General features: G+C 46.5%; 22 protein-coding genes. 5 read left to right on the forward strand and 17 right to left on the reverse strand.

Going from position 1 to position 23,225, the window contains the following annotated elements:
* Positions 1–165: 165 nt before the first annotated feature.
* Together BLA28_RS06455 and BLA28_RS06460 are read right to left on the reverse strand one after the other, a co-directional pair.
* Complete coding sequence (locus BLA28_RS06455; RefSeq protein WP_069156479.1) at positions 166–2,172, reverse strand: MATE family efflux transporter; 2,007 nt, start codon at positions 2,170–2,172, stop codon at positions 166–168.
* A gap of 229 nt (positions 2,173–2,401) precedes the next feature.
* Positions 2,402–2,965 carry a TetR/AcrR family transcriptional regulator gene (locus tag BLA28_RS06460; RefSeq protein WP_050018645.1) on the reverse strand — a complete coding sequence of 188 codons (564 nt, stop codon included), beginning with the start codon at positions 2,963–2,965 and terminating at the stop codon, positions 2,402–2,404.
* Positions 2,966–3,165: 200 nt separating this feature from the next.
* Here BLA28_RS06460 and BLA28_RS06465 point away from each other — a divergent pair, with 200 nt between their 5' ends.
* Positions 3,166–4,449, forward strand: a complete 1,284-nt coding sequence (locus tag BLA28_RS06465; RefSeq protein WP_069156480.1) for an SDR family NAD(P)-dependent oxidoreductase — start codon at positions 3,166–3,168, stop codon at positions 4,447–4,449.
* A 68-nt stretch (positions 4,450–4,517) separates the two neighbouring features.
* Here the strand turns inward: BLA28_RS06465 and BLA28_RS06470 are convergent, their stop codons facing one another.
* Both BLA28_RS06470 and BLA28_RS06475 read right to left on the reverse strand, forming a co-directional pair.
* Positions 4,518–5,666: a lactonase family protein gene (locus BLA28_RS06470; protein WP_169897206.1), complete on the reverse strand. Its 1,149-nt coding sequence runs from the start codon at positions 5,664–5,666 to the stop codon at positions 4,518–4,520.
* Between the two features lies 1 nt (position 5,667).
* Positions 5,668–6,417, reverse strand: coding sequence for a hypothetical protein (locus BLA28_RS06475; protein WP_034591210.1), 750 nt, complete (start codon positions 6,415–6,417; stop codon positions 5,668–5,670).
* Positions 6,418–6,594: 177 nt separating this feature from the next.
* On the opposite strand from BLA28_RS06475, the gene BLA28_RS06480 reads away from it, so the two are divergent.
* Positions 6,595–6,933 carry a cyclic-di-AMP receptor gene (locus tag BLA28_RS06480; protein WP_009254987.1) on the forward strand — a complete coding sequence of 113 codons (339 nt, stop codon included), beginning with the start codon at positions 6,595–6,597 and terminating at the stop codon, positions 6,931–6,933.
* A 96-nt stretch (positions 6,934–7,029) separates the two neighbouring features.
* Here BLA28_RS06480 and BLA28_RS06485 read toward each other — a convergent pair whose 3' ends face one another.
* From BLA28_RS06485 to BLA28_RS06500, 4 genes are all read right to left on the reverse strand, one after another.
* Complete coding sequence (locus BLA28_RS06485; RefSeq protein WP_069156655.1) at positions 7,030–8,079, reverse strand: hypothetical protein; 1,050 nt, start codon at positions 8,077–8,079, stop codon at positions 7,030–7,032.
* Positions 8,080–8,127: 48 nt separating this feature from the next.
* Entirely contained in the window at positions 8,128–9,588 is a 1,461-nt protein-coding gene (locus BLA28_RS06490; RefSeq protein ID WP_069156482.1) for an MBOAT family O-acyltransferase, read from the reverse strand.
* Positions 9,589–9,596: 8 nt separating this feature from the next.
* The gene (locus BLA28_RS06495; protein ID WP_069156483.1) at positions 9,597–10,799 is read right to left on the reverse strand and encodes a cation:proton antiporter; all 1,203 of its coding nucleotides are present in this window, start codon (positions 10,797–10,799) and stop codon (positions 9,597–9,599) included.
* Positions 10,800–10,903: 104 nt separating this feature from the next.
* The gene (locus tag BLA28_RS06500; RefSeq protein WP_044967463.1) at positions 10,904–11,869 is read right to left on the reverse strand and encodes a carbohydrate kinase family protein; all 966 of its coding nucleotides are present in this window, start codon (positions 11,867–11,869) and stop codon (positions 10,904–10,906) included.
* A 204-nt stretch (positions 11,870–12,073) separates the two neighbouring features.
* Between BLA28_RS06500 and BLA28_RS06505 the strand changes: the two genes are divergently transcribed.
* The 3 genes from BLA28_RS06505 to BLA28_RS06510 are packed head-to-tail and all read left to right on the forward strand — an operon-like array spanning position 12,074 to position 14,057.
* Positions 12,074–12,475: a phasin family protein gene (locus tag BLA28_RS06505; protein ID WP_009254994.1), complete on the forward strand. Its 402-nt coding sequence runs from the start codon at positions 12,074–12,076 to the stop codon at positions 12,473–12,475.
* Positions 12,462–12,659, forward strand: coding sequence for a hypothetical protein (locus BLA28_RS34080; RefSeq protein WP_242880563.1), 198 nt, complete (start codon positions 12,462–12,464; stop codon positions 12,657–12,659). The genes BLA28_RS06505 and BLA28_RS34080 overlap by 14 nt, the downstream gene beginning before the upstream one ends.
* Before the next feature lie 30 nt (positions 12,660–12,689).
* On the forward strand, positions 12,690–14,057 hold the full coding sequence (locus BLA28_RS06510; RefSeq protein WP_242880564.1) for an ABC1 kinase family protein: 1,368 nt from the start codon (positions 12,690–12,692) through the stop codon (positions 14,055–14,057).
* Between the two features lie 6 nt (positions 14,058–14,063).
* On the opposite strand, the gene BLA28_RS06515 is transcribed toward BLA28_RS06510, so the two are convergent.
* The 9 genes from BLA28_RS06515 to BLA28_RS06555 form a co-directional block, all read right to left on the reverse strand.
* Entirely contained in the window at positions 14,064–15,548 is a 1,485-nt protein-coding gene (locus BLA28_RS06515; RefSeq protein ID WP_071698897.1) for an aldehyde dehydrogenase family protein, read from the reverse strand.
* A 62-nt stretch (positions 15,549–15,610) separates the two neighbouring features.
* Positions 15,611–16,753 carry an iron-containing alcohol dehydrogenase gene (locus tag BLA28_RS06520; protein WP_071698898.1) on the reverse strand — a complete coding sequence of 381 codons (1,143 nt, stop codon included), beginning with the start codon at positions 16,751–16,753 and terminating at the stop codon, positions 15,611–15,613.
* A gap of 13 nt (positions 16,754–16,766) precedes the next feature.
* Complete coding sequence (locus tag BLA28_RS06525) at positions 16,767–18,134, reverse strand: aspartate aminotransferase family protein (RefSeq protein ID WP_071698899.1); 1,368 nt, start codon at positions 18,132–18,134, stop codon at positions 16,767–16,769.
* Between the two features lie 37 nt (positions 18,135–18,171).
* Positions 18,172–19,335 carry an iron-containing alcohol dehydrogenase family protein gene (locus BLA28_RS06530; protein WP_081365578.1) on the reverse strand — a complete coding sequence of 388 codons (1,164 nt, stop codon included), beginning with the start codon at positions 19,333–19,335 and terminating at the stop codon, positions 18,172–18,174.
* 16 nt (positions 19,336–19,351) lie between these two features.
* The gene (locus BLA28_RS06535) at positions 19,352–20,188 is read right to left on the reverse strand and encodes an ABC transporter ATP-binding protein (RefSeq protein WP_071698900.1); all 837 of its coding nucleotides are present in this window, start codon (positions 20,186–20,188) and stop codon (positions 19,352–19,354) included.
* Between the two features lie 12 nt (positions 20,189–20,200).
* Positions 20,201–20,992 carry an ABC transporter permease gene (locus BLA28_RS06540; RefSeq protein ID WP_044967398.1) on the reverse strand — a complete coding sequence of 264 codons (792 nt, stop codon included), beginning with the start codon at positions 20,990–20,992 and terminating at the stop codon, positions 20,201–20,203.
* 20 nt (positions 20,993–21,012) lie between these two features.
* Complete coding sequence (locus BLA28_RS06545) at positions 21,013–21,375, reverse strand: P-II family nitrogen regulator (RefSeq protein ID WP_009255002.1); 363 nt, start codon at positions 21,373–21,375, stop codon at positions 21,013–21,015.
* A gap of 9 nt (positions 21,376–21,384) precedes the next feature.
* Entirely contained in the window at positions 21,385–21,711 is a 327-nt protein-coding gene (locus tag BLA28_RS06550; RefSeq protein WP_009255003.1) for a P-II family nitrogen regulator, read from the reverse strand.
* A gap of 160 nt (positions 21,712–21,871) precedes the next feature.
* A complete protein-coding gene (locus BLA28_RS06555) occupies positions 21,872–23,101 on the reverse strand; it encodes a PucR family transcriptional regulator (RefSeq protein ID WP_069151441.1) in 1,230 nt (409 codons plus the stop codon).
* Positions 23,102–23,225 lie beyond the last annotated feature (124 nt).

Genomic DNA, 23,225 nt, shown 5'->3' on the forward strand with positions numbered 1-23,225 from the left:
CTCATATTAAAGTCAACGAATTCGCGGGAAACAGGGACTCGACCGTCAAGCCAGCCCCTGTTTCCGGGCATTTGCAGAAAAAAATATACTCCGGTTTTTCGAAGAAGATATTTTGTTATATGTAAGCCTGTTATGCCTGTCATAAGAATGCAGATGTTTTTATGGTCAGATCTTCTGGTTAATATAATCACAGATTATATTGGCAGCGGCATCCACACCGCATGAACTGTCAATACAAAGATGATAGCCATGGGGCTCTCCCCATGTACGGCCTGAAATATTCCTGTAATATGCGGCACGGGCGGCATCCGAACGCGCAATATTTTTCCGCCCTTCATCCATTGTATCACCATACATTTCCATAACCCTTTTTATGCGGTATTCACGGGGCGCATAAATAAAAACACGAATTACATCCGTATATTCATTTAAGACATAATCAGCGGCACGGCCTACGATGACACAGGACCCGTTGTCCGCAATTTTACGGATAATCTGCTCCTGCGCGGTAATCGCCTGCTGCACAACATTTGTACTCAGATACACGGAACGCAGCAGCTCCGGAGAATTTTCATTGATATCCGATATAAACCTTTGAGCCAAACCACTTTCCTGTGCTGCCAGAGCGGTCATCTCCTTATAATAGCAGGCAACTCCTATCTGTTCCGCCACAAGCTGCCCAATCCGCTTACCGCAGGAACCGTGCTCACGGGCTATGGTGACAATAACTCCTTTACGCGAAGGACGGATCCCTGCACTCACCGGGAGCGGAATATTGCTTTCACCGGCTTCCCATGTCCTGAAATAGTGCATGGTGAGGGATACGGCAACAATCATACCAATTAAATCCGCAGCCGGTGCGGCGAATAAGATGCCATTTATGCCGCTGCCTGCCTGATTTATCTCACAAACATAGGGTATCAGTATTACAAGCGGTACAAAGCAGACAATATCACGCGTCAGGGATGCTACGACCGCCATAACCGGCTTACCTACAGCCTGAAAAAATATAGAGGACATTTTGATCACACAGGTAAAGATGACCAGTGAAAGAAAAATACGGAAGGTACGCTGCGCATATTCAGTATAAAGTGCATTGTTACCGGATCCAAATATATTGATGATAACCTGCGGACAAATTTCAAAAACTAATGTGGAAACAATACCAACCGCCAACGTTGCAGTCAGAATCATACGATAGGTATCCCTGACCCGATTCATTTTTCCTGCGCCGATATTATAACCGAGAATCGGCTGTCCTCCGAGAACGATACCGACAACAATATTGATGACAATTGTAAACACCTTTGTTTCAATACTGATGACAGAGATGGGAATATCCTGACCGTAAATCGACAAAGAGCCATATTTTGCAAGCATAATGTTGCAGACCAGAGAAATGACTACTATAGACATCTGTGTGATAAACGAAGACGCTCCTAATTTCAAAGCATTATTGAATATTTTAAATTGCGGAACAAAGCTTGCCTTCTTCAGATGGAAGCTCTTCGTTTTGAAAAAATAAAGTGTGCTTACAATAAATGATACCGTTTGACCGATAACCGTTGCCCATGCAGCGCCTGCAATACCCCATTTAAAAACAAAAATAAACACAGGATCAAGGATGATGTTCAGTATAGCGCCAAGTGACATGGACGCCATTGATACTGCAGGACTTCCATCTGCCCTTATGACGGCATTCATCATATTCATCAGCATAAAAGCCGGTAAGAAACAGAGTACTATTGTGAAATAATCCACCGCCATTCCAACGGTTTGATCAGAAGCACCGAACAGCCGCAGCAGGGGTTCCCTCCACATTGCGCATAGTACCAGCATAATGACACTGAGTATCAGCGTAACTGTGATTCCGGTTCCAATACATCGATGTGCATTTTGGGTGTCTTTTTTCCCTTGGCAAATGCTGAGATAGGCAGCGCAGCCATCACCGATACACCAGGCGAAAGCCTGTGCAATGATAAGAATGGGAAAGACTATACCTGTGGCTGCGTTTCCGAGATACCCCAATTCGCTGTTTCCTACAAATATCTGATCAACGATATTGTAAAGTGCGCTGATGAGCAGCGAAAGGATACAGGGAATCGAAAATTTCACCAGTAATTTTGATATTTTCTCCTCCCCAAGTATATGATTTTGATTTGTCTGTTCCATGATCTTCCTCCTGATTATAAATATTTTAGTTGGAGTCTTTATCAGAGAAAAGCTACCTAAAAACTGCGAAGGGCAAAAAAATAAGTGCGTAGAATTCGCTCGGAATTCTACGCACTCAGCTGCCCAACTTAATAAAATTAGCATAATTTTTCAGGAAAATCAAGAAAGGAATTTTAAAAATATTTGGAAAATCAGTATTCCTTTCCTTATATCCATTTCCAATAAATATTCATTGATTTTTTAAGATGCTAACAGAATACGCCATTATGGATTGCAGTGCTGCTACCATATCATGGATTGCAACAGGTTTTCCATTATTATACCAGACTGTAATATAGCCGGTTATTCCGGATAGTATGAAAGAAATTAATAATTCAGCTTTGGGATCCGTGATATCTATCTGAAAGATTTCAGTCGTTACCGGTTTCATAGCAGCAATCATCTTTTGGGAAAATCCGGTATCTCCATGCCCCAGGAGTATGGCAAGCCTTTCCCCGTACTCGTTTATTATTTCCTCCCCATAAACCATGAGTTGCTGCCGCTGTTCATTAAAACCTTCTTTCTGCAGCTGCATTATTCGACTCAGCATTTCCGTAAGCAAAGAGTCTTCCGCCTGATCAATCAGATCATATATATCGGTAAAATACTCATAGAAAGTGCTTCGGTTCACATTCGCTCTTCTTGAAACAGCTCCCACAGTAACCCCTCTGAGAGTGTTTTCTTTATATTCCTTAAAAAATGCGTCAAACATCTTTTCACGGGTTCTTTCCCTGACTTGCGGCTGCTTTTTCATATGCTCTCCCTATAGTCCAACAAAACAGAAGCGAATTGTTGGTTGATGGTATAAATTCATGATAGTATAATGCAAATTATACAACAACATGTTGGATGATTCAACAAAAGTATAATAACAATAGAATGTAACTGATAAGCAGACCGGTCTTCGTCCGCCTGTTCTGCTTATCAGTTACTGCAAAACCAGGAGGTATTTATATGTTTGATTTACATGCACCACAACCAAAAGCATTGGATAAACTATTATCCCTGCAGGGAAAAACCGCTGTTATTACAGGAGGAAGCCGCGGAATAGGTAAGCAGATTCTTACAAGGTTTACAGAAGCAGGCTGTAAAGTAGTCTTTACCGGCAGAAGTCTTGAAGCTCTGCAGGCAGTCGAAAAAGAATTTAAAGACAAAGGTTTTGATGTTGCCTGCTTCCAGGCAGATATATCATCTGTTGAAGATTCTTATAAAACAATTGACTTCACAGTGAAAAAATACGGGAGACTGGATATCCTTGTAAATAATGCCGCTTCTTTTCCATTCTGCGATGCACTGTCCATGACTGAAGAAACCTGGAATAAATGTTTTGATACCGACGCTAAAGGTACATTCTTCATGTCCCAGGCAGCGGCAAAAGAGATGATTAAGGAAGGACATGGAGGAAGAATCATTAACTTTATGTCCACAGCTGCATTGAACCCGACAGGACCCTTGATCGCATATGGCGCAGCAAAACAAGCGGTATGGTATGTAACAAAAACTATGGCACAGGAATTTGCTCCATATAAAATTACTGTCAACGCAGCAACACCCGGAGCTACCATGACGGAAGAACGGATCGCAGCCTTTTCCGGCAATGGAGAGCAAATGCAGCAATTTATAAAACAATCCGGCAATGCAGGACTTAACTTTACCGAAAATGTCAGCAGCCTCAATCCTTCCATGCTTTCCGGTCTCTTGGAACAGGCCATGCCAATGGGCCGAACAGGATTTCCGGATGATTTGGCCAAAGCGGTATTATTTTTAGCATCTGATATGGCGGAGTATATCACTGGACAGAACATTACCGTAGACGGCGCTCAAAGCATACAAAATCCGATGGGCGCGATGATGAACCGAATTCAGGGCGGAGGAGCAGAGCCACTCTCGCAAATTGAAAATGATGAGCCGGATGAAATCTCATCCAATTCCATCGATGCATCTATAGAGGGAAAATGGTCCTCTGCTATGGATACCCCTATGGGAAAAAATACAATCGAGTTTGATTTGAAAGTTAACGGAAACAAACTGGACGGAACGGTATCACTTGCCGGAAATTCTGCAGATATAGAAAAGGGGCAGGCAGCCGATGATGGGATTACATTCCTGTTTAAAATGAAATCCCCCATGGGTAAGGTTAAAGTTAAGGTAACAGGCAGATTGGAAGACAGTAAACTTGTAGGAGAAATCAAACTTCCTATCGGGACTTCTGTTGCTTATGTGGCGGATAGGATTTAAGTTATTGCCATACCTTTGAAATAGAAAATGTCTTCCGTATTTTCGCGGAAGACATTTCCATTTTCAGATCACTTCAGAAACTGCAGGCACACCACCGCCCCGGCTTCATAAACCCATCTCTTCTCCAATTTTCCCGTTTCTCCGTCACGTTCAAACACCACCAGGTTATCGCTGTCCTGGTTTGCCGCCAGCAGCCACCGGCCGGAAGGAGAAATCTGAAATCCCCTGGGATTCCTCCCATCCGAAGATATCCACTGGACCCCGCTCAAACTGCCCTGGTTATCCACATGATAAACACCTATGCTGTCATCTCCGCGATTACCCACATAAAGATACCTGCCGTCAGGAGACAGAACAATTCCGCCCACGGTGCTGCTCTGTGTTTTCTCTCCGTTCCCGTCATTCTCCGGCAGGCTGGATATCATCTGCTGCACAGATATCCTTTTCTCTTCCTTTTCCCACTGCAGAACCGCAATTTCATTGCTCAGCTCACAGGTCACATAGACATGGCTTCCATCGTTCGAAAAAGCAATGCTCCTGGGCCCGCTTCCCACAGGAAGAAAAACAGATGCCACACGTTCCATCTCCCCTCCGCATTTGCCGGGAGCCATGCAGGAAACCTCATCCGTCCCCAGATCCGCAATCCAGAGGGTATCCCCCTTTATGGCGGCACTGTGCACATGTGGCTTTTCCTGACGGACAGGATTACGCAGCCTGTCCCTTCCATCCCTGTTTTCTTTTTCTCCGAACTGATGGACCAGCTGCCAGTACATCTCTGAGAGGCTTCCGTCTTCCGCCAGCCTGAAACAGCTCAGGCTCCCGCCGTTATAGTTAGCGGTATAGATAAACCTTCGCTGCTCATCGCAGCTTACATGACAGGGCGCCGCACCCATGACAGGCAGTATATTTATCATAGCCAGCCTCCCGTCATCCTCAATCTTATAGGCGCTCAGCGCCCCTCCATGCGTCCCCTGATAATCATCCAGCTCATTTACCGCATACAGAAGGCGGCAGTCCGGTGAAAAAGTAAGCCAGGATGCATTTAAGGCCTGTCCATAGCTTTCCTGCTTTTCCAGTCCGCCCGTTTCTTCATCGAAGCTCCACAGGCATATACCCTCCCCATTTCCCTGATATGCGCTTCCGTCTCCTGTCAGTACCGGCGCATTATAGCTGCCCGTATACAGCTTTACCGTTTTACTGTTTTCCTGTGTCTTCACCTCATTCGTCTCCTTCCAATACCTGATACAGATAGGCATTACCCTTTTTGCCCACCCTCTCCACAACCTCTGTATATGTCAATATGTTCAGCACTGTCTGGGCGAGATTCGCCCGGATATGAACCTCCTTCGCAAACTCCTTTACCGTAAAGGGCTCCGGAATCCCATAGGGGACCAGCTGGAGATAATCCCTGGGGCAGTCAATTTCCATGACATCCACCATTTCCAGGGGAATCCTGTCAAATCTGGAGGAGCCTTTTTTCTTATCCCTGCTCCATCCGTTCAAAAGCCGGTATTCCTCCATATTCAAAAAAACAAATTTAAAATGAAGGTTCTCTTCCAACAGAAAATTTTTTATCTTATACAGCTCCCTGAAGGCTGCATATGCATTTCCCTTAACCGGAGATTTCCTCCGGCTGCTGAATTCCCCGGTTTCCTCATCAATCCATATCAGCCACTTTTCGTAGGGAATGGGGTAGATAATCGTGACCGGATATAAAGGGAGGAATTTTCTCAGCTTATCCCTCATCCGATCAAAGCTGCGTGTCTGTATTTCCACGATTTCTGTCCCTGTATAGATATCCGCCACACTTCCTTCGATGGGTATCTCATGCATATCCTCATCCGGAGCATAATAATTTTTCAAAACCGCATGGACCGTTTTTTCCGACAGAGTTCCGATACCCTGCCTCTCACGTACGGTACCCACTATCTTATCTCTGGCCCAATCAAAGCGTTCCTTATCGGTCACGTCCGTCTTTCCTTTCCCATTACAGAGACTTTATCACATATATAATAACCTTTTTATTGTGAATTTGCACAATTTTTGTTAAATTCCTGCAAAATAAATTGCTATTTTCCGAGAAAATACTTATACTAATAGAAAGAAAACTTGTGTCGCATAAAAAGCGGCGGAAGGGAGTAGCCTATGAAAATGCTCTTAGCCATCGTGCATAATGAAGATGCACCTTTACTTATCAATGAACTGAATGAAAAGAAGTATTTTGTTACCAAACTTGCCACAACAGGCGGCTTTCTGAAAAAAGGCAATACCACACTTCTTCTTGGTATCGAGGACGAGAAAGTGGATGCGGTATGCGAAATCATTAAGCAGCATTCCGGCAAGCGTCAGCAGATCATGTATACCCCTCCGGCTCCTTCCAATTGTAATGTATATCCCAACGCTGTTTCCAGCGTACCCGTAAATGTGGAAGTGGGCGGAGCAACTATCTTTATTATGCCTGTTGACGATTTCAGAAAGGTATAACCGTTCTTTTCATCCCGGCTGTCCTGTCATTTCAACAAAACCACAGCTCTTCTGCAGACATGCGGAAAAGTCTGTGGTTTTTTATGCACAGAAATACTATGGGAAATACTTCTTAATTTCCTTTTCCCGGATTTCTTCAGCCAGTTTCCGCATTTTATCAAGCTCTTCCCGGTAATTTTCCTCAGTAAGCCGGTAATTATCTTCCTTCATCTGTTCCACCATATACTGGTTGATTTCCGCCGTAAAATGAACCGGATCCATATATTTATCCAGATCCAGAATGATATCCCTGTCATTCTGAAAATAATACATCCTTACATTCTCATAGCCCAGCAGCCTTTCTGCAGAAGTCCCGGCCGCATACATAACCTGCTCCAGCTCCCCGCTCCTGTACATATTGTCCCACCACAGCATGGAATAGGGCGGGTAAAAAAAGTAAAACATCGTATCCGGGTGCTGATCCACACGCTTAACCAGAAGCTCCACATTCCCGTCCACAAATTCCTTATATTCTTCTTCCGCCTTCATGGGTGCAATCTCCTCCGGCCGGTCATAATGGCTCAATGCCTCTTCCTTGCTGAAGGTTTTGTACTGGGCCCAGTTATAGGAAGTCCCCTCATCATAATCATCCAGAAACGTCTCCGCCAGCATGTACGGAATATCTTCAAAAATAACATCCTTATTCAGCACATAATTGACATCGGTAAAGGGATTTCTGTCATACAGGTACAAGGGCATGGACTCATCCGGAAATTCAATATCCGGATCCCCGCCAAGCGCAAACAAATCCAGGCTGTAAAAAACCATTTTTATGTTCCGGCTTTCAAAGGCCTGCTCCATATAATAGTCCAGCTGTGCGGTCACCCCGGAGCTTTTAATTGCTTTCACCGCAGTAACTCCAAAGGCATCGTCAAACCACCTGTTATTGAAATTCTCCGCAGTGGAGGAACCCATAATCAGGCTGTCGTAGGAGAAATTACGGATAGTTCCTATACTCTGATATTCTTTTTTGGTCAGTACTGCTTTTAAAGGCCCCACCGGTTCATGATAATGAAAAAAGGGGTCAAACAGCACTACCAGACCTGCCGCCAGAATAAGCAGGATTACCGACACTGCCGCAAAATTTTTAAGAAATTTCCGATACATAGTTTCTCCGCCGTTCGGAGGATATCCGATCAATCCCGTTTATCCTCACTAGAAATTAAAATAAACAAAGGTACTCACCCCTGAAAGGGAAAGGACGGACCAGACAAAAAGGAATGCCGCCGCAAAGGTGAAAGCAGGTGTTATTTTTTCTCTTTCCACCTGCTGCTGTGTGGTTTTCTGCGCCAGCACAGCAACACAGATCACCGCAATTACAAGCATGACCGCCAGCTGCACCATACTTACCAGCCCCGGAGCAATCATGGAAAGCGCCTTGGTTACAATATAAATCTCAGCCGGCTCCATTGCCGCTGCCAGAGCCGTAATACTTCCGTTATATTGGAAGGAAAATATTCTGCCCATAATCCGGAAGCCGTCTCCCAGGCTGTCCGCCCGGAAAAAAACAAAGGCCATACAGATATAGGCAAAGGTAAAAGCTCTTGCAAGCCACTTTTTTCTCACCTTAACCAGTTCCAGGCTGTTAAAGGCCACGCCGATTCCATGGAGAAGCCCCCAGAAGACAAACGTCCAGTTCGCTCCATGCCACAGACCGCTGACCAGAAAAGTGATCAGTGTATTTACGATCGTTCTTGCTTTTCCTTTCCTGCTGCCTCCCAACGGAAAATAAACATAGGTCTGCAGAAAGCTGCTGAGAGTGATATGCCATCTTTTCCAGAAATCCTTAACCGATTCTGCCTTATAGGGAGAACGGAAATTTTCCGGTATGGTAATCCGGAACATTTTCCCGATACCAATCGCCATATCCGAATAGCCGCTGAAATCAAAATACAGCTCCAGCGTATAAAAACAGGCGACAGCAATCCCGGAAAGACTGTCCAGAGACGATATATTTTCATAGCCATAGTTTACCGCAAGTGCCAGGGTATCCGCAAGCAGCACCTTTTTTCCCAGTCCAAGCGTGAACTGCATCACACCTTTTGCGAAGCTTTCCGTATCGAAGCTGCGGAGGGAAGAATCCCGGAACTGGGAAACCGTCCCCGCATGGAGAACGATCGGCCCGGATATCAGGGACGGGAAGAAGGTAACAAAGCTCAGATAATCCAGCAGCCCATAATGAGGCGCCTCCCCCCTGCACCTGTCAATGAGATAGGACAGCTGCTGAAAGGTAAAAAAGCTGATCCCCAGGGGAAGCAGGATATTTTTCAGCTGAAAATCTGCGTGGAAAAGGGAATTGATATTTTCCAGGAAGAAATTGCAGTACTTGAAATAACCCAATGCACCCAGGTTCCCTATGCATCCAACGACCAGGGCTATCCTCCGCATCTGCGGCGTATTTTTCCGATGCAGCAAAAAGCTGATACCATAATTAAAAAGACAGCTTCCGGTAATCACCCAAAGAAAGCTTACATTATAATAAGCATAAAACCACAGAGACATCCCGATCAGATATCCCTGCGCCAGCTTATACTGCCTGAAGCGGTTCAGCAGGTACCAGCCTGCCAGCGCAAGAGGCAGAAATAAAAACAAAAATATATATGAATTAAAAAGCATGGTTCCTCCTAAGAAGCCAACGCTGAATCCGGTTCCTTCGGCATCTTATCCTTCGAATACAAAATTTTCAGAATAATAGGGGTAAGAATGGAAGAAAAAACAATGAGCAGAATGACTGCCGTAAAATATACGGAATTCAGCAATCCCACATTGAGCCCCTTCTGCGCCACAATAAGGGCAACCTCACCCCTGGTCATCATGCCTACACCGATTTTCAGGGAATCCGCGTTGCTGAAGCGGCATACCTTGGCCATGATGCCGCAGCCCACAATTTTAGTTATAAGCCCTACCAGTACAAAGCATACGGCAAAGAGCAGGATTGACATATTCATTTCGCCGATATTTGTCTTTAATCCGATGCTGACAAAGAAAATAGGGCCGAAAATCATATAGGAATTAATATCCATCTTCCGGGCAATATAATCCGAATCCTGAATGGAACACAGGATCAGGCCTGCCACATAGGCGCCCGTAATGTCCGCAATCCCAAAATATCTCTCTGCAATATAGGCCATTGCAAAACACAGCGCCAGCCCCAAAATAGGAATTCTCCTCGTATGGGGATATCTTTTATCCATCCATTTAAACGCAATGTAGCAGACAAAACCAACACCGATGGCAAACAGGAAAAAGAGAACGGTATCCATAATTACGGTTCCCGGATTGGATTCCGGATTTTTAAAGCCGATAACAAAGGTAAGCACGATAATACCGATAACATCGTCAATAATTGCGGCGCTGAGAATGGTGGTTCCCACCTTCCCCTTCAGTTTTCCCATTTCCTTCAGGGATTCCACCGTAATGCTGACGGATGTGGCTGTGAGAACAACTCCTATAAATACCGCCTTATAAAACTCTTCCGATCCCCATGGCATCATACCATAAAATCCCATATATAAAAGAGCGCCTCCCACAAGCGGCACTCCCACTCCGCAAAGGGCAATGAGCAGCGCGATTGGCCCGGTTTTCATCAGCTCACGCAGATTGGTTCCCAGACCTGCGGAAAACATCAGCAGAATGACGCCTATTTCCGCCATCTGCAGGATAAAGTTGGACTGCTGTACCAGCCCCAGTACACTGGGCCCCAGTATCAGGCCCGCCACGATTTCCCCGACTACCTGGGGAGCCTTGCATTTCCTTGCCAGAATTGCAAATATCTTTGCTGCAACAATAATGATAGCTAAATCTCTGAACACACTGTACGCTTCCATAATATTTTCTCCCTCATAAAACTTGAATTACCTGTACACAATGTACGCAGGTGCTGCTGACCCCTTGTGGGGTACGGCGAACACCTGCGTTCCCTTAAATAGTATCAGTTTCGGGACTGGATAAAGCTTTCCACTTCCTCAATCTCCGGCATAACGCGAAGCGCTCCCTTTCTGGTCGTTACAATGGATGCTGCCGCATTGGCAAAGGTAAGCATCTCTTTCAGTCTGCTTTCATCCAGATCATCAAGTCCGTACTTTAATATGTAGTGCAGACAGCTTCCTCCGAAGGTATCTCCCGCCCCCGTGGTTTCAATGGTGCTTTCCTGGAGGAACGGGGCTGCCTCCACCTTCAGATCCTTATAATAAGCCCTGCTGCCGTCCCTTCCCATGGAAAGGAGAATCAAAGGGATATCATATTCTTTTCTCAGCTTCGCAATGCCCGCATCGAAATCCTCTTCCCCTGTGAACCACTGGATTTCATTATCAGAGATCTTCAGCACATCACACTGTCCGAGTCCGTAAGCGACCTGGACCTTGGCATCCTCCAGGGAATTCCACAGAGGGGGACGAAGATTGGGATCAAAGGAAATGACCGCACCGCTTTCTTTTGCCACCGCAATGGCCCTCTTGGTCGCTTCCCTCACCCCGTCATGGGTCATGCTGAGCGTACCGAAGTGGAATATCCTGGAATCCTTTATCAATTCCTCATCCACCTCCTGTGCCGTGAGCAGCATGTCCGCTCCGGGATTCCGGAAGAAAGAGAAATCCCTGTCACCATCCTCAAAGGTCTGTACAAAAGCGAGGGTTGTCCTTGCATTTTCGTCCACAATAAGATTGGAGGTATTGATCCCCACCTCCTCCAGGGTAGACTTCAGCTTCAGGCCGAAGATATCCTTTCCCACCTTACCGATGAAAGCGGTAGGATGTCCGCATTTGTTCAGCATCGCCAGGACATTGCAGGGCGCTCCTCCCGGATTTGCTTCAAAAAGAGTATTTCCCTGTGCGCTTTTTCCATTATCTGTAAAGTCAATTAAAAGTTCGCCTAATGCCGTTACATCAAATTTTTTCATATATGTTCGCCTTTCCTCATTATACAGCTAAATGCAGCTGATCTTTTAGATTTATTCTAACAGTTTTTATAAAAAATGGGAACCCTTATCATAATCTTAATTTTTTCTAAATCCTTTCTGAAACTCAAGATATTTTCTGACAATATGTTATACTATGGGTATCACAAAATAACCCCTCTTTTTTTAAAGAAAGGAAATAGTAAAATGGACATTACAGAAGGAATCAAAAAAATATTTTTGGCAGGCGTTGGTGCCGTAGCCACCACCGGCGAAGCCGCTAAAAACCTGATCGACAATCTGGTGGAAAAAGGAGAGCTTACCGTTGAGCAGGGCAAGGTTCTCAATGAAGAGCTCAAACGCAATACCAAAGAAAAAATCAATAAGCATGTAACCGTAAATGTGGTAAATGAATTCAAGGATGTTTTTTCTGCAGTGGACAAGATGTCCAGGGAAGAGCTGGAAGCCCTGAAGGAGAAGCTGGAATCACTTAAGGATGCCGCTCCTGCAGAGGAAGAAGAAGCCAAAGAAGACTGCGGCTGTGAAGAAGAATGCTCTTGTGAAGAAAAAACCGAAACCTGTGACGGGGAAAATTGTGACAACAAATAACAAGCAGCAAAATGACGCCTCCGGTATCCGCCTTAAAGAGATACTGGGGGTTCTGAAAAAGCATCATATTACGTCCGGTATTCAACCGGAGAAACTCCGGCAGATATTGGAGGACCTGGGCCCTACCTATGTGAAACTGGGCCAGATTATGTCCATGCGTTCCGATATGCTGCCGGAGTCTTAATGTAAGGAGCTTGAACGGTTAAGAACCGATGTGAAGCCCCTTCCTTTTGATGTCATCCAGTCAGAAATAGAAAAGGAACTGGGAAAGCCTGCGGATGTATTTTTTAAAGAAATATCCCCTGAACCGCTGGGTTCCGCGTCCATCGCCCAGGTTCATCCGGCGGTCCTCAGCAACGGAGATCAGGTCGTTATCAAGGTTCAGAGGCCACAGATCCATGAAATCATGGAGGAAGACATCAAACTGATGCGCCGCGCGGTTTCTCTCCTTAAATTTACCATGGGGACAGGAGAACTCATCGATTTCCGCACGGTTATTGATGAACTGTGGAAGACCTCCCAGGAGGAAATGGATTTTCTGAAGGAAGCCGCTAACTGCGATACCTTTTGGGAAAATCACAGGGAAATTAAGTATGTGACCTGCCCTAAGGTTTATCATGAACTGACCACCTCCCACATTATGGTTATGAGTTATATAGAGGGAATTCAGCTTGACCACATCGGGGAACTGGAAGAGCAGGGCTATGATATGACGGAAATCGGCCGGAAGGCCGCAGAAAATTACTGTAAGCAGATACTGGAAGACGGTTTTTTCCATGCGGATCCCCATCCCGGCAATATCCGTATTTCCGGCGGGCAGATCGCCTGGCTGGATTTGGGTATGATGGGAACCCTTTCCTCCCGTTACCGCGCTCTCTTTAAACGAGCGGTATCCGCAGTCCTGAAAAATGACATCTATGATTTAAAAAACGTGCTTCTCGCCCTCGGGGATGCCAAAGGGCGTATTAATCATGCCCGTTTATACACGGATATAGACGATATTGTAAGCAAATTCCTTACCACTGGCTTCGGAAACATGGACGTGGGAGATTTGATTGAAAAGCTTCTGGATATGATAAAATCCCACAATATTGCCATTCCGCCCGATATCACTCTCCTGGGCCGGAGCATGGTGACTATGGAAGGCATGCTCTCCGCCTGTTCTCCGGAGGTAAATATGTTCCAGATCCTTTCCGGGCATATGACCTCCATACTCCTTGACGATTTTGATCTCCGCCACGAGCTGAAGCACAACGCGCGCCTGGCCTATTCTTCCCTTGCCAAATCCCTGGAAATTCCTGCCCAGCTGTCCGATTTGCTCAGCATCACCAAAAACGGACAGACCAAGCTGAACCTGGAGCTTACAAATGTGGAAGAAGCCGGCAGCATGCTCCAAAACAGCGTACACTTTCTGTCTCTTTCCATACTGACGGCCTCCTTATTTATCGGATCCTCTCTTTTATGCCTGGCTCCTGTGAAACCCCTTCTTCTGGGAATTCCCTGGCCTGCATTTGTGGGATTCTGCATAGCTGGCGTTCTTTTTATCTGTCTGCTCCTGCGTATCTTTTTCCGCAGGAAATAAACCCTGTTACCGTTTCTGATACCATCCTGGCTCCCCCGGAGTCAGGTTCATGTTAATCTGCTTGATTTCCTGATACTCCTCAAGTCCATGGGTTCCCAGTTCCCGCCCGATCCCGCTCATTTTATAACCGCCCCAGGGACCCTCGGTGAATGCCGGGTTATAGCAGTTAATCCAGGTAATTCCCGCGCGGATCTCTTTGATGACGCGGATCGCCCTTGCTACATCGTTGGTAAATACGGCACCTGCCAGGCCATATACCGTATCATTTGCAAGCCGGACTGCCTCCTCCTCCGTTTCGAAGGTCTGAATCGTTGCCACCGGGCCGAAAATTTCCTCCCTGACTATTCTCATATCTGCCGTACATCCATCGAAGATCGCCGGTTTTACAAAATATCCTTCCGCACATTTCCCTTCCGTATATCTTGTTCCGCCGCATATCAGCCTGGCTCCCTCCTGCTTTCCAAGTTCAATATAAGACAGGACGTCATTCATATGCTTTTCCGATACTAACGGCCCCATATCCGGATTATCCAGTGCATTCCCAAGCGTCATCCTTTCCGCGCGTTCTGCAAAGCGTCTGACAAATTCATCTTTCACGGAACGCTCGATAATAATCCTGGAACCGGCGCAGCACACTTCTCCCTGATTAAAAAAGATTCCCAGCATAGCCCATTCCACAGCCGCATCCAAATCCGTATCCGCAAAAATAATGTTGGGGGATTTCCCGCCCAGCTCCAGGCCAAGCTTCTTGACATTTCCCGCCGCCGCCCGCATAATACTCTGTCCAACCGCCGTACTTCCGGTAAAAGTCACCATATCCACATCCGCGCTCTCTGCCAGAAAATTTCCGATACTTCCGCCCGGGCCTATGACCAGATTTACCGTTCCTTTCGGCAGCCCTGCTTTTTCAAAGATTTCAAACATCAGGATAGTGGATAATACTGTTTCCGAGCTGGGTTTGAAAATGATGCAGTTTCCCGCCGCCAGTGCCGGCGCCAGCTTCCAGACTCCCATCAAAAACGGAAAGTTCCACGGCGTAATGAGTGCACATACTCCTATGGGTTCCCGTACTTCCATGGAATGCATCCTTCCGAAATTGCCGTTGACCTCATAAACACCTTCCTTCGGCGTACGGATCAGCCCGGCATAATATCGGAAACAGTGAACCGCGTCATCCACATCCGCTTCCGCTTCCCGAAGAGGTTTTCCATTATCCATCGCTTCGGTTTCCGCGATATTCTCCAGATTTTCCTCCACCAGTGATGCAATGTGCAGCAGAATATCACTCCTCGTCTGTACATCCATATCCCGCCATGTCCGTTCTTCATAAAACGCTGTTTTCGCTGCGGTAACAGCCGCCTTTACATCAAAAATACTGTTCTCCCTTACTTCTGCAATTACTTCGCCGGTTGACGGATTGACGGACTGAAGGATCCTGCCGGAGGTGCCGTCCATCCATTCTCCGTTAATAAATGTTTTCTTATGCTCCATAAGTATTCCTCTGTTCCTCTGCTTCTGCATAACAATTCAGACAATTCTGAACTGTCATGCTTTTACAATGCTCTGCGATACAGCTCCCTGATCTGAGATCTGCTGAAACTGACAGGATGGCAGGAAATTCCGGCCGCAGAAACTTTTATACAGTTTTCTGTCATCCAGTCCACATCCTCTTCCCGTATGCCCAGCCCTGTCAGTGTTTCCGACAGCTGCAGCCGCTCCAGAAGCCCGCGGATCTCTGCCGCACAGTCCGTCTCATCCGTGCCGCCGATACATCGGGAGATCTCAGCAAATTTTTTCCTGTCTTCCTCCGCACAGCAGCTGATTGTCTCCTCCATAATTACCGGTGTCAGCGCCGCAAGGCCTCTGCCATGCACAATATTGCGAAGCCCGCTGGCAGGATGCTCCATTCCATGGGGCAGGGTCACACCCGCCGAATGGATGACCATTCCTCCCAGTGTACTCGCCCAGCTCAGGGCATCCCACGCCTCCAGGCTGTATTGTCCCTCGTAGAGGGGCACCAGATATTTTCCGATAAGCTTCATCCCCTGCAGGCTCATCATATCGGTGAGCGGCTGCCCGAATTTACTGATAAATGCTTCCATACAATGACAGAATGCGTCAAAACCCACGCTTGCCAGAATACTTTTCGGCATGGTCATCATACATTCCGAATCTATAATGGAAGCTTTTGCAACAATAGCGTTGCAGCGCAGGGATTTTTTATCGCCGTTAAGCGGGTTTGTCAGCACCGCAAAACCGTTACCCTCGCTTCCGGTCCCGCAGGTCGTCGGGACCAGGATAATCGGCAGAGCAAGGCTGCTCTTTCTCCGTCCGAATATGTAATCATTGATGTCTCCGTCATTCACACTTAAAAATGCCGCCGCCTTCGCACAATCCATGATACTTCCGCCGCCAAGGCCAATGACGGTATCGCATTTTTCCTGTCTGATAAATGCAGCGGCTTCCATTGCCGTTGTGGTCAGCGGATTCTGCTCCACCCTGTCAAAAACAACACTTTCCACTCCCGCTTTTTCCAAATATTCAGCTACCCGGTTCAGCAGACCTGATTTTCTGGTACTGCTGCGGCCCGTAACAATACATGCCCTGCTTCCATAATCTACGGCAATATCTCCTATTCTGCTGACACTTCCCCTGCCGAATATCAGATTAACCGGCAGGTTATATTGAAATTCCATCCATCAAATCCCCTTATCTGCAACTATTTTTTGCCTCGGTAATGGCTTCTTCAAAGATATCAAGTCCCCTTGCAAGCTGGCTGTCTGTGATACACAGCGGAGCAAGAAAACGAATGACATTCCCGTAGGTTCCCGCATTTTCCAGCATAAGGCCCTTTTGCAGCGCTGTCTGAATCACCTTTGCGGCAAACTCAGGATAGGGTTCCTTTCCCTCCTTCGTCTTCACGAATTCGATGCCTATCATCGCCCCAAGACCGCGTACATCACCGGCCTCTTCATATTTTGCTTTAAAATCCAGATAACGCTCTGTCACCTTTTCTCCGATTGCCCGTGCTTTTCCCACATAGTCCTCCCGCTTCATGATCTCCATGGCCTTTAATGCCGACGCGCATGCGAGAGGATTGCCGCAGTAGGTTCCGCCGATTGTCCCCGCCGGCACACTGTCCATAATCTCCGCACTCGCCGTGATCGCACTGATTGGCAGGCCTGCGCCCATGGACTTTGCCGTGGCAATAATATCCGGGGCCGCGCCGGCCTCTTTCCAGTACTCCGATGCAAAATAACGGCCGCTTCTGCAGTTTCCGCACTGTACCTCATCCGCAATCAGAAGAATTCCATTTTCATCACATATCTGACGGATCGCCTTCACCCATGGAATCGGGGCCGGGATAAAGCCTCCCTCTCCCTGAATGGGTTCAACCAAAACAGCCGCCACGTCGGAAGCCGGTGCCGACTCATCGAATAGTCTGGACAGCTTTTCAATATAATAGGAAATCGCCTCATCCTCTGAATAACCTTTGGGAGCACGGTACAGATACGGGAATTCCGCCCGGTAAATATCCGACGGAAACGGGCCCATGCCAAGCGCATAGGATTTTTTTGCAGTTAGAGCCATTGTCAGATTGGTTCTCCCGTGAAATGCCCCTGAAAAGCAGATAATGCCCTTCCTTCCGGTATACGCTTTTGCCACTTTAACCGCATTTTCATCCGCCTCTGCGCCGCTGTTGGCGAAAAATGTCTTTTTCCTTTCACCGCGGCAGGGCATCAGCTCATTGAATTTTTCCGCCAGTTCAATATATCCTTCATGCGCCACCACATTAAAGATGCAGTGGAAATATTTTTCTGCCTGTTCCTTTACCGCTTCTATGATCTCCGGCCGGGAATAGCCGATATTCAGCACGCCGACCCCTCCTATAAAATCCAGGAATTTATTTCCGTCCACATCCTCCAGCACCGCGCCTTCTCCTCTGCTTATACAGATGGGATAGGTGGCTGTGCATAAGGCCTTCGGCAATGCGGCATTCCGTTTCTTTAACAGTGCCTCCGCCTTTGGCCCCGGCACTTTCTCCGTAATAATCTCAGGCAACGCATCTCTTAACATCTTTTTCCTCTTTTCTGCGCCTCTGTCGCTAATTATCTTATTTATACATACTCTGATAAAGCTGCTTTATTGTATTCTCGTCCGCTTCGCGCGGATTATCCGGTGTAGCCGCATCTTCACAGGCAGACTGCGCAAGCGCTTCAAAATCCGATTCCCTGACGCCTAGTTCAGACAAATGCTGCGGCAGCCCGGAAGCGGTCAGAAAGCTCCGGATGATCTCCACACAATGCGCCGCTGCCTCCTCCGCGCTCTTCGATGTATCGAAGGAAGGATCGAAGGCTGCCGCAAGCTGCCTTATTTTTTCAGGACATGCCGCCGCATTAAATTCCAGTACATAGGGAAGAATCAACGCGTTCGCCGTTCCATGCGGGATATCATAAAATGCGCTCAGCGGATGAGCCATGGAATGTACAATTCCCAACCCGACATTCGTAAAACTCATACCGGCAAGATATTGGGCGATCGCAAGCTCCTTCCGTACCTCATAATTTCCGGGTTCCTTTATCACCCTGATAAAATTCTCCGATATCAGGCTTACCGCTTTCAGCGACAGCATTTCAGAAAAAGAGAATGCCCCTTTTGAAAGATAGGATTCCACTGCGTGTGTCAGGGCATCCATTGCTGTTGCCGCCGTAAGGGAAAGAGGAAGGGATGCCATGATCTCCGTGTCCAGAATTGCCGCCGCAGGCACCACTTTCGAGTCCATACACGCCATTTTCCGCTTTTCCTGCGTGTTGGTAATAACGTAATCCATGGTTGTTTCCGAGCCGGTTCCTGCTGTGGTGGGAACTGCAATCAACGGCACCGCCGGATTTTTACTTTTATCCATTCCTTCCAGTGAAACAATATCCTCATTTTCCGGATTATTCGCTGTCACAGCCACCGCCTTTGCCGTATCGATAACGGAACCGCCCCCAACAGCCAGAATAAAATCACTTCCGCTGTTTTTATAGCAGGCAAGCCCTGCCCTGACATTTTCAATGGTAGGATTTGGCTTCACCTCGTCAAACAATGTATAAGGTATCCCGTTTTTCTTTAACACTTCTTCTATTTTGCCGGTTATGCCGCATGCTTCCAGCGCCTTATCGGATATCAGCAAGGCCTTCCTGAAATGACATTTGCTTACCTCTTCCGCAATTTTTTCTCTGGCATACTCTCCAAAATAAGAGGTGCCGGTGTATACCATCCTGCTGATGCTCATCCGCTTTCCTTTCCGGTTATTCCATGTCTTCCTCCGTATTTGCCATATACAGCAGATCATTAATCCCTTTTCTGATTTTAATGAATTCCGGTGAATCCTTTAAATCCAGCGTCCGCTTATGGGGCAGATAGACATTAACCCTTTTAATCATTTTTCCCGGCCTCGCAGACATCACATAGATCTTATCTGCCAGAAAAACCGCCTCATCAATATCATGGGTGATGAACACCACTGTGGGATGCTCCTTCACCCATATTTCCCGCATCAGAAGCTGCATCATGGACTTGGTATGAGGATCGAGGGCTCCAAACGGCTCATCCATCAAAAGCACCTCCGGCTGGTTAGCCAATGCTCTCGCGATGGCCACCCTCTGTTTCATTCCGCCGGACAGCTCCTTGGAATAGGACTTCGCAAACTTTTCCAGACCTATAATTTTCAGATAACGATCCGCAATTTCCTGCTGCTCCGCCTTTGGCAGCTTCTTTATTTTCAGACCGAACTTAATATTATCCTCCACATTCATCCACGGAAACAAAGTATAAGTCTGGAACACCATCCCCCTGTCCGGGCCGGGACCGGTCACTTTTCTGTCATTGACAATAATATTGCCCGCACTGGGAAAATCCAGTCCCGCCAGCATCCTGAGCAATGTGGATTTACCGCAGCCCGACGGACCTACGATACAGACAAAATCATTATCCTGAATATCGATTGATACATCCTCGATTGCCGCAACGCTCTTTTTTCCGGTTTTGTATACCTTATCTATATGCTCCGCACGAATCTTACTGCTGGCCACATGTGCCTCAAGCGGAGAACCTGCCGTATTGTTTTCTATTTTCTTTCCTGCCATACCGTCTCCTTTTTATTCAGCCCATGGGAACATTTTTTTGATTGCGAATGCAAATAAACGGTCTGTAATCAATCCTAAAATCCCGATCACAAGAATACCTGAAAATATACTTTCCGTATGTAAAAATCTCTGTGCCTTTAATATGGAATATCCAAGCCCCGAGCTTGATGCCACCAGCTCCGCAACGGTCAGATAGGTCCAGCCCCATCCGATCATCATTCTCAGCGTCAGCATCATTTTAGGCGCCATTGCAGGAATCAGCACCTTAGTAACCGTGGTCCATCTCGTTGTTCCCAGCGTATAGCTCGAGGAAAGAAGATCATCCGACACACTTCTAGCATCATCCGCGATCATCAGCACCAGCTGGAAAAAACATCCCAGAAATACAATCGTGATCTTAGCCGCCTCTCCGATTCCGCACCACACCATGACCAGCGGTACAAACGCAGGCACCGGCATATAACGGATAAACTCACAGATGGGAGCAATAATTGCTTCTAACGGTTTGAAGCTTCCTGCCAGTATTCCCAGAGGGACCCCAATTGCAACGGATAATAAAAAGCCCATGGTAATTCGGAAAATACTATATCCCATATTTACCCAAAGCGAACCGTTCTTTGCCCCTGCCACTATATCTCCGATGACCTTTATCGGCGATGGAAGAAACAGTTCCCTGACATTCCCGCTCGCACACAGCGCCCACCAGCCTGCAAAAATAATTATAAAGGTCAGTATTGCCGAAAGGATAAACCGTCTCTGCGATATTTCTTTTCTTAACCGGAAATCTCCTTTATCTCTTTTCATATAAAATCATGCCCTTCCTCTTATACCAGTGCATCTTCCCCTGTCTCACCCGTATGAATACGGATACTTTCCTCAACCGGAAGAACAAATATCTTGCCGTCGCCCTCCGTCCCATGGCTGTTTACGGAAAGCACAAGCTGTATCAGCGAATCCACCGCTTCATCCGGCACCACCATTTCAATTAATTTTTTGGCGACAAGAGCGTTCTCATATACCTCATTTACCGCAGAGGTTTCCTTACCTTCTCCTGAAGTAAAATGGACAAACGCTTTCCCGCGCCCCAGAACCTCCTTCGTACTCATCGCAAAGAAGCGGTTATCGCTGAGCGCCTGCTTTGTCTTAAAATAACAGCCCGGCCTTACTATAATCATTACCTGCTTCATACACGCCTCCTATAATTCATTTTTACCGGAGCTTACGGTAATTGCTTTCTCAACCGGCAGAATGAAAATCTTTCCGTCTCCAAAGGAACCCTCATCACTTGTTCTCGAAAATTTAATTATGATATCCGTCGCCTTTTTCACATCCCCATCCTCCACCACAAGCATCAGCATTTCCTTCGGAATTTCATCATAATACACGTCTTCTACCTTCAGACCGCGCTGTTTCCCTCTTCCTAATATTCCAAACCTCGTTACCGCCCTGTAGCCTGCCCCACAAAGCTCATTTAACACCTGATCACATTTTTCCGGCCTGACCACCGCTTTTATCATCTTCATACTTCTCCGCCTTCCTTTCAGCCAAAATAAAAGGCGTCGGAATTCATATCCCGACGCCTTCGCCCATAAAAATATTTTATTTATGAGCCTATTATATGTTTCCCTATTTATATTTACAATGGAACTCCTTCATAATCATTCTTGTGCGCTGCGCACAATGTTACCTTACTGTCCTGTTTTCCCTGTAGCGTTTGATCGCAAAGGCAAGCTTTAATTCCAGAAAAACCTCCATATCATTGATGTCATCATCCAGAATCCTCTTGATTTTATCCATCCGGTAGCGCATGGTATTCCGGTGGATAAACAAATATTCGGCTGCGGCGTTTGCATTACAGTTATGGGCAAGATAGGTCTCAAGTGTCTCACACAGACCGCCTTCCTGCATCTGATCCGCTTTTATCAGCTCACCGATCCTGCTTTCCACATAATCATCCAGGAATTTTCCGTTTGATATCTGGGCAATCAGAGAATAAATACCCAGCTTTTCATAGAAATACACCTTTTTTTCATCAGCAGAAATTTTGGATATTGCCAGCGTATTTTTTGCCTCCTGATAGCTCTTTCGAAAATCTTCAATATATTCATAGCTTGTTCCGATGCCCGCTTTCACATCAATATGATAGCTGCTTTCCACCCTGCCGATAATTTTCTCCAGAATAATCTGCAGCAGATCATGGCTGAAAAATTCTCCCGGAATCAGCCCGATGACTGAATCCAGCTGCGGCAATACCATCAGCCGTTCCAGCCCGTGGGAACGGAATTCCTTTTTAACCATTTTCTTGATACTTCCCCGCATTTCCATCATATAGCCTTCATCCAGGCGGCTGGTATCATTGGGCAGTTTTTCTCTCTGATGCAGCTGCAGCAGGAAGCAGCGGTATTTTCCGGAAAGATTGATTCCGAGATAATTTGCCTGCTCCAGCAGTTCTTCCACATTCAGGTTATCCGAATAAAGGATGGTGGACAATATTCTCTCCCTGGAATTGGTAAAGCTCTCTTCCTCCACCAGAGCCTTACACACTATTTGAGACAAATCAATCAGATGAAGACTGACCGAAAGTTCAAATAATGGCAATTCCACCTCATTGCAGTACGAGGCCAGGCCTTTTGATATCTGTCCTTCATTAACGGCCAGCGCGGCAATGTTCTTTTCCTGCATGACGCGTATCATATCAATGAGCCTGCTGTCATTCTCCGTCAGACTCTCATTTGTAATGATAACCAGCTCTTCCCCATGTATCAGTTCTGCCACATTAAAATCAGCAGAAAGACACTGGACACAATCCGCAAAATATATCCAGCGTATGGTGCGGTCTATTCCCTTTTCGCCTGCAATCAGCTTCATTCCTTTTCGGATGGATTCCATATTCATTAAATCTTCACAGTTCATATCATCATCCAATCAACACAAAAAGGCGATTCTACCTGATGGTAAAACCGCCTTTGGTTTTTCTTTCATTTTCCTTATTTGTACCACTTTTCGGAAAACAGGTCAAGAAAAACCTATAATTATC

Source organism: Eisenbergiella tayi (genome assembly GCF_001881565.1).
In the GTDB taxonomy this organism is placed as follows: Bacteria; Bacillota; Clostridia; order Lachnospirales; family Lachnospiraceae; genus Eisenbergiella; species Eisenbergiella tayi.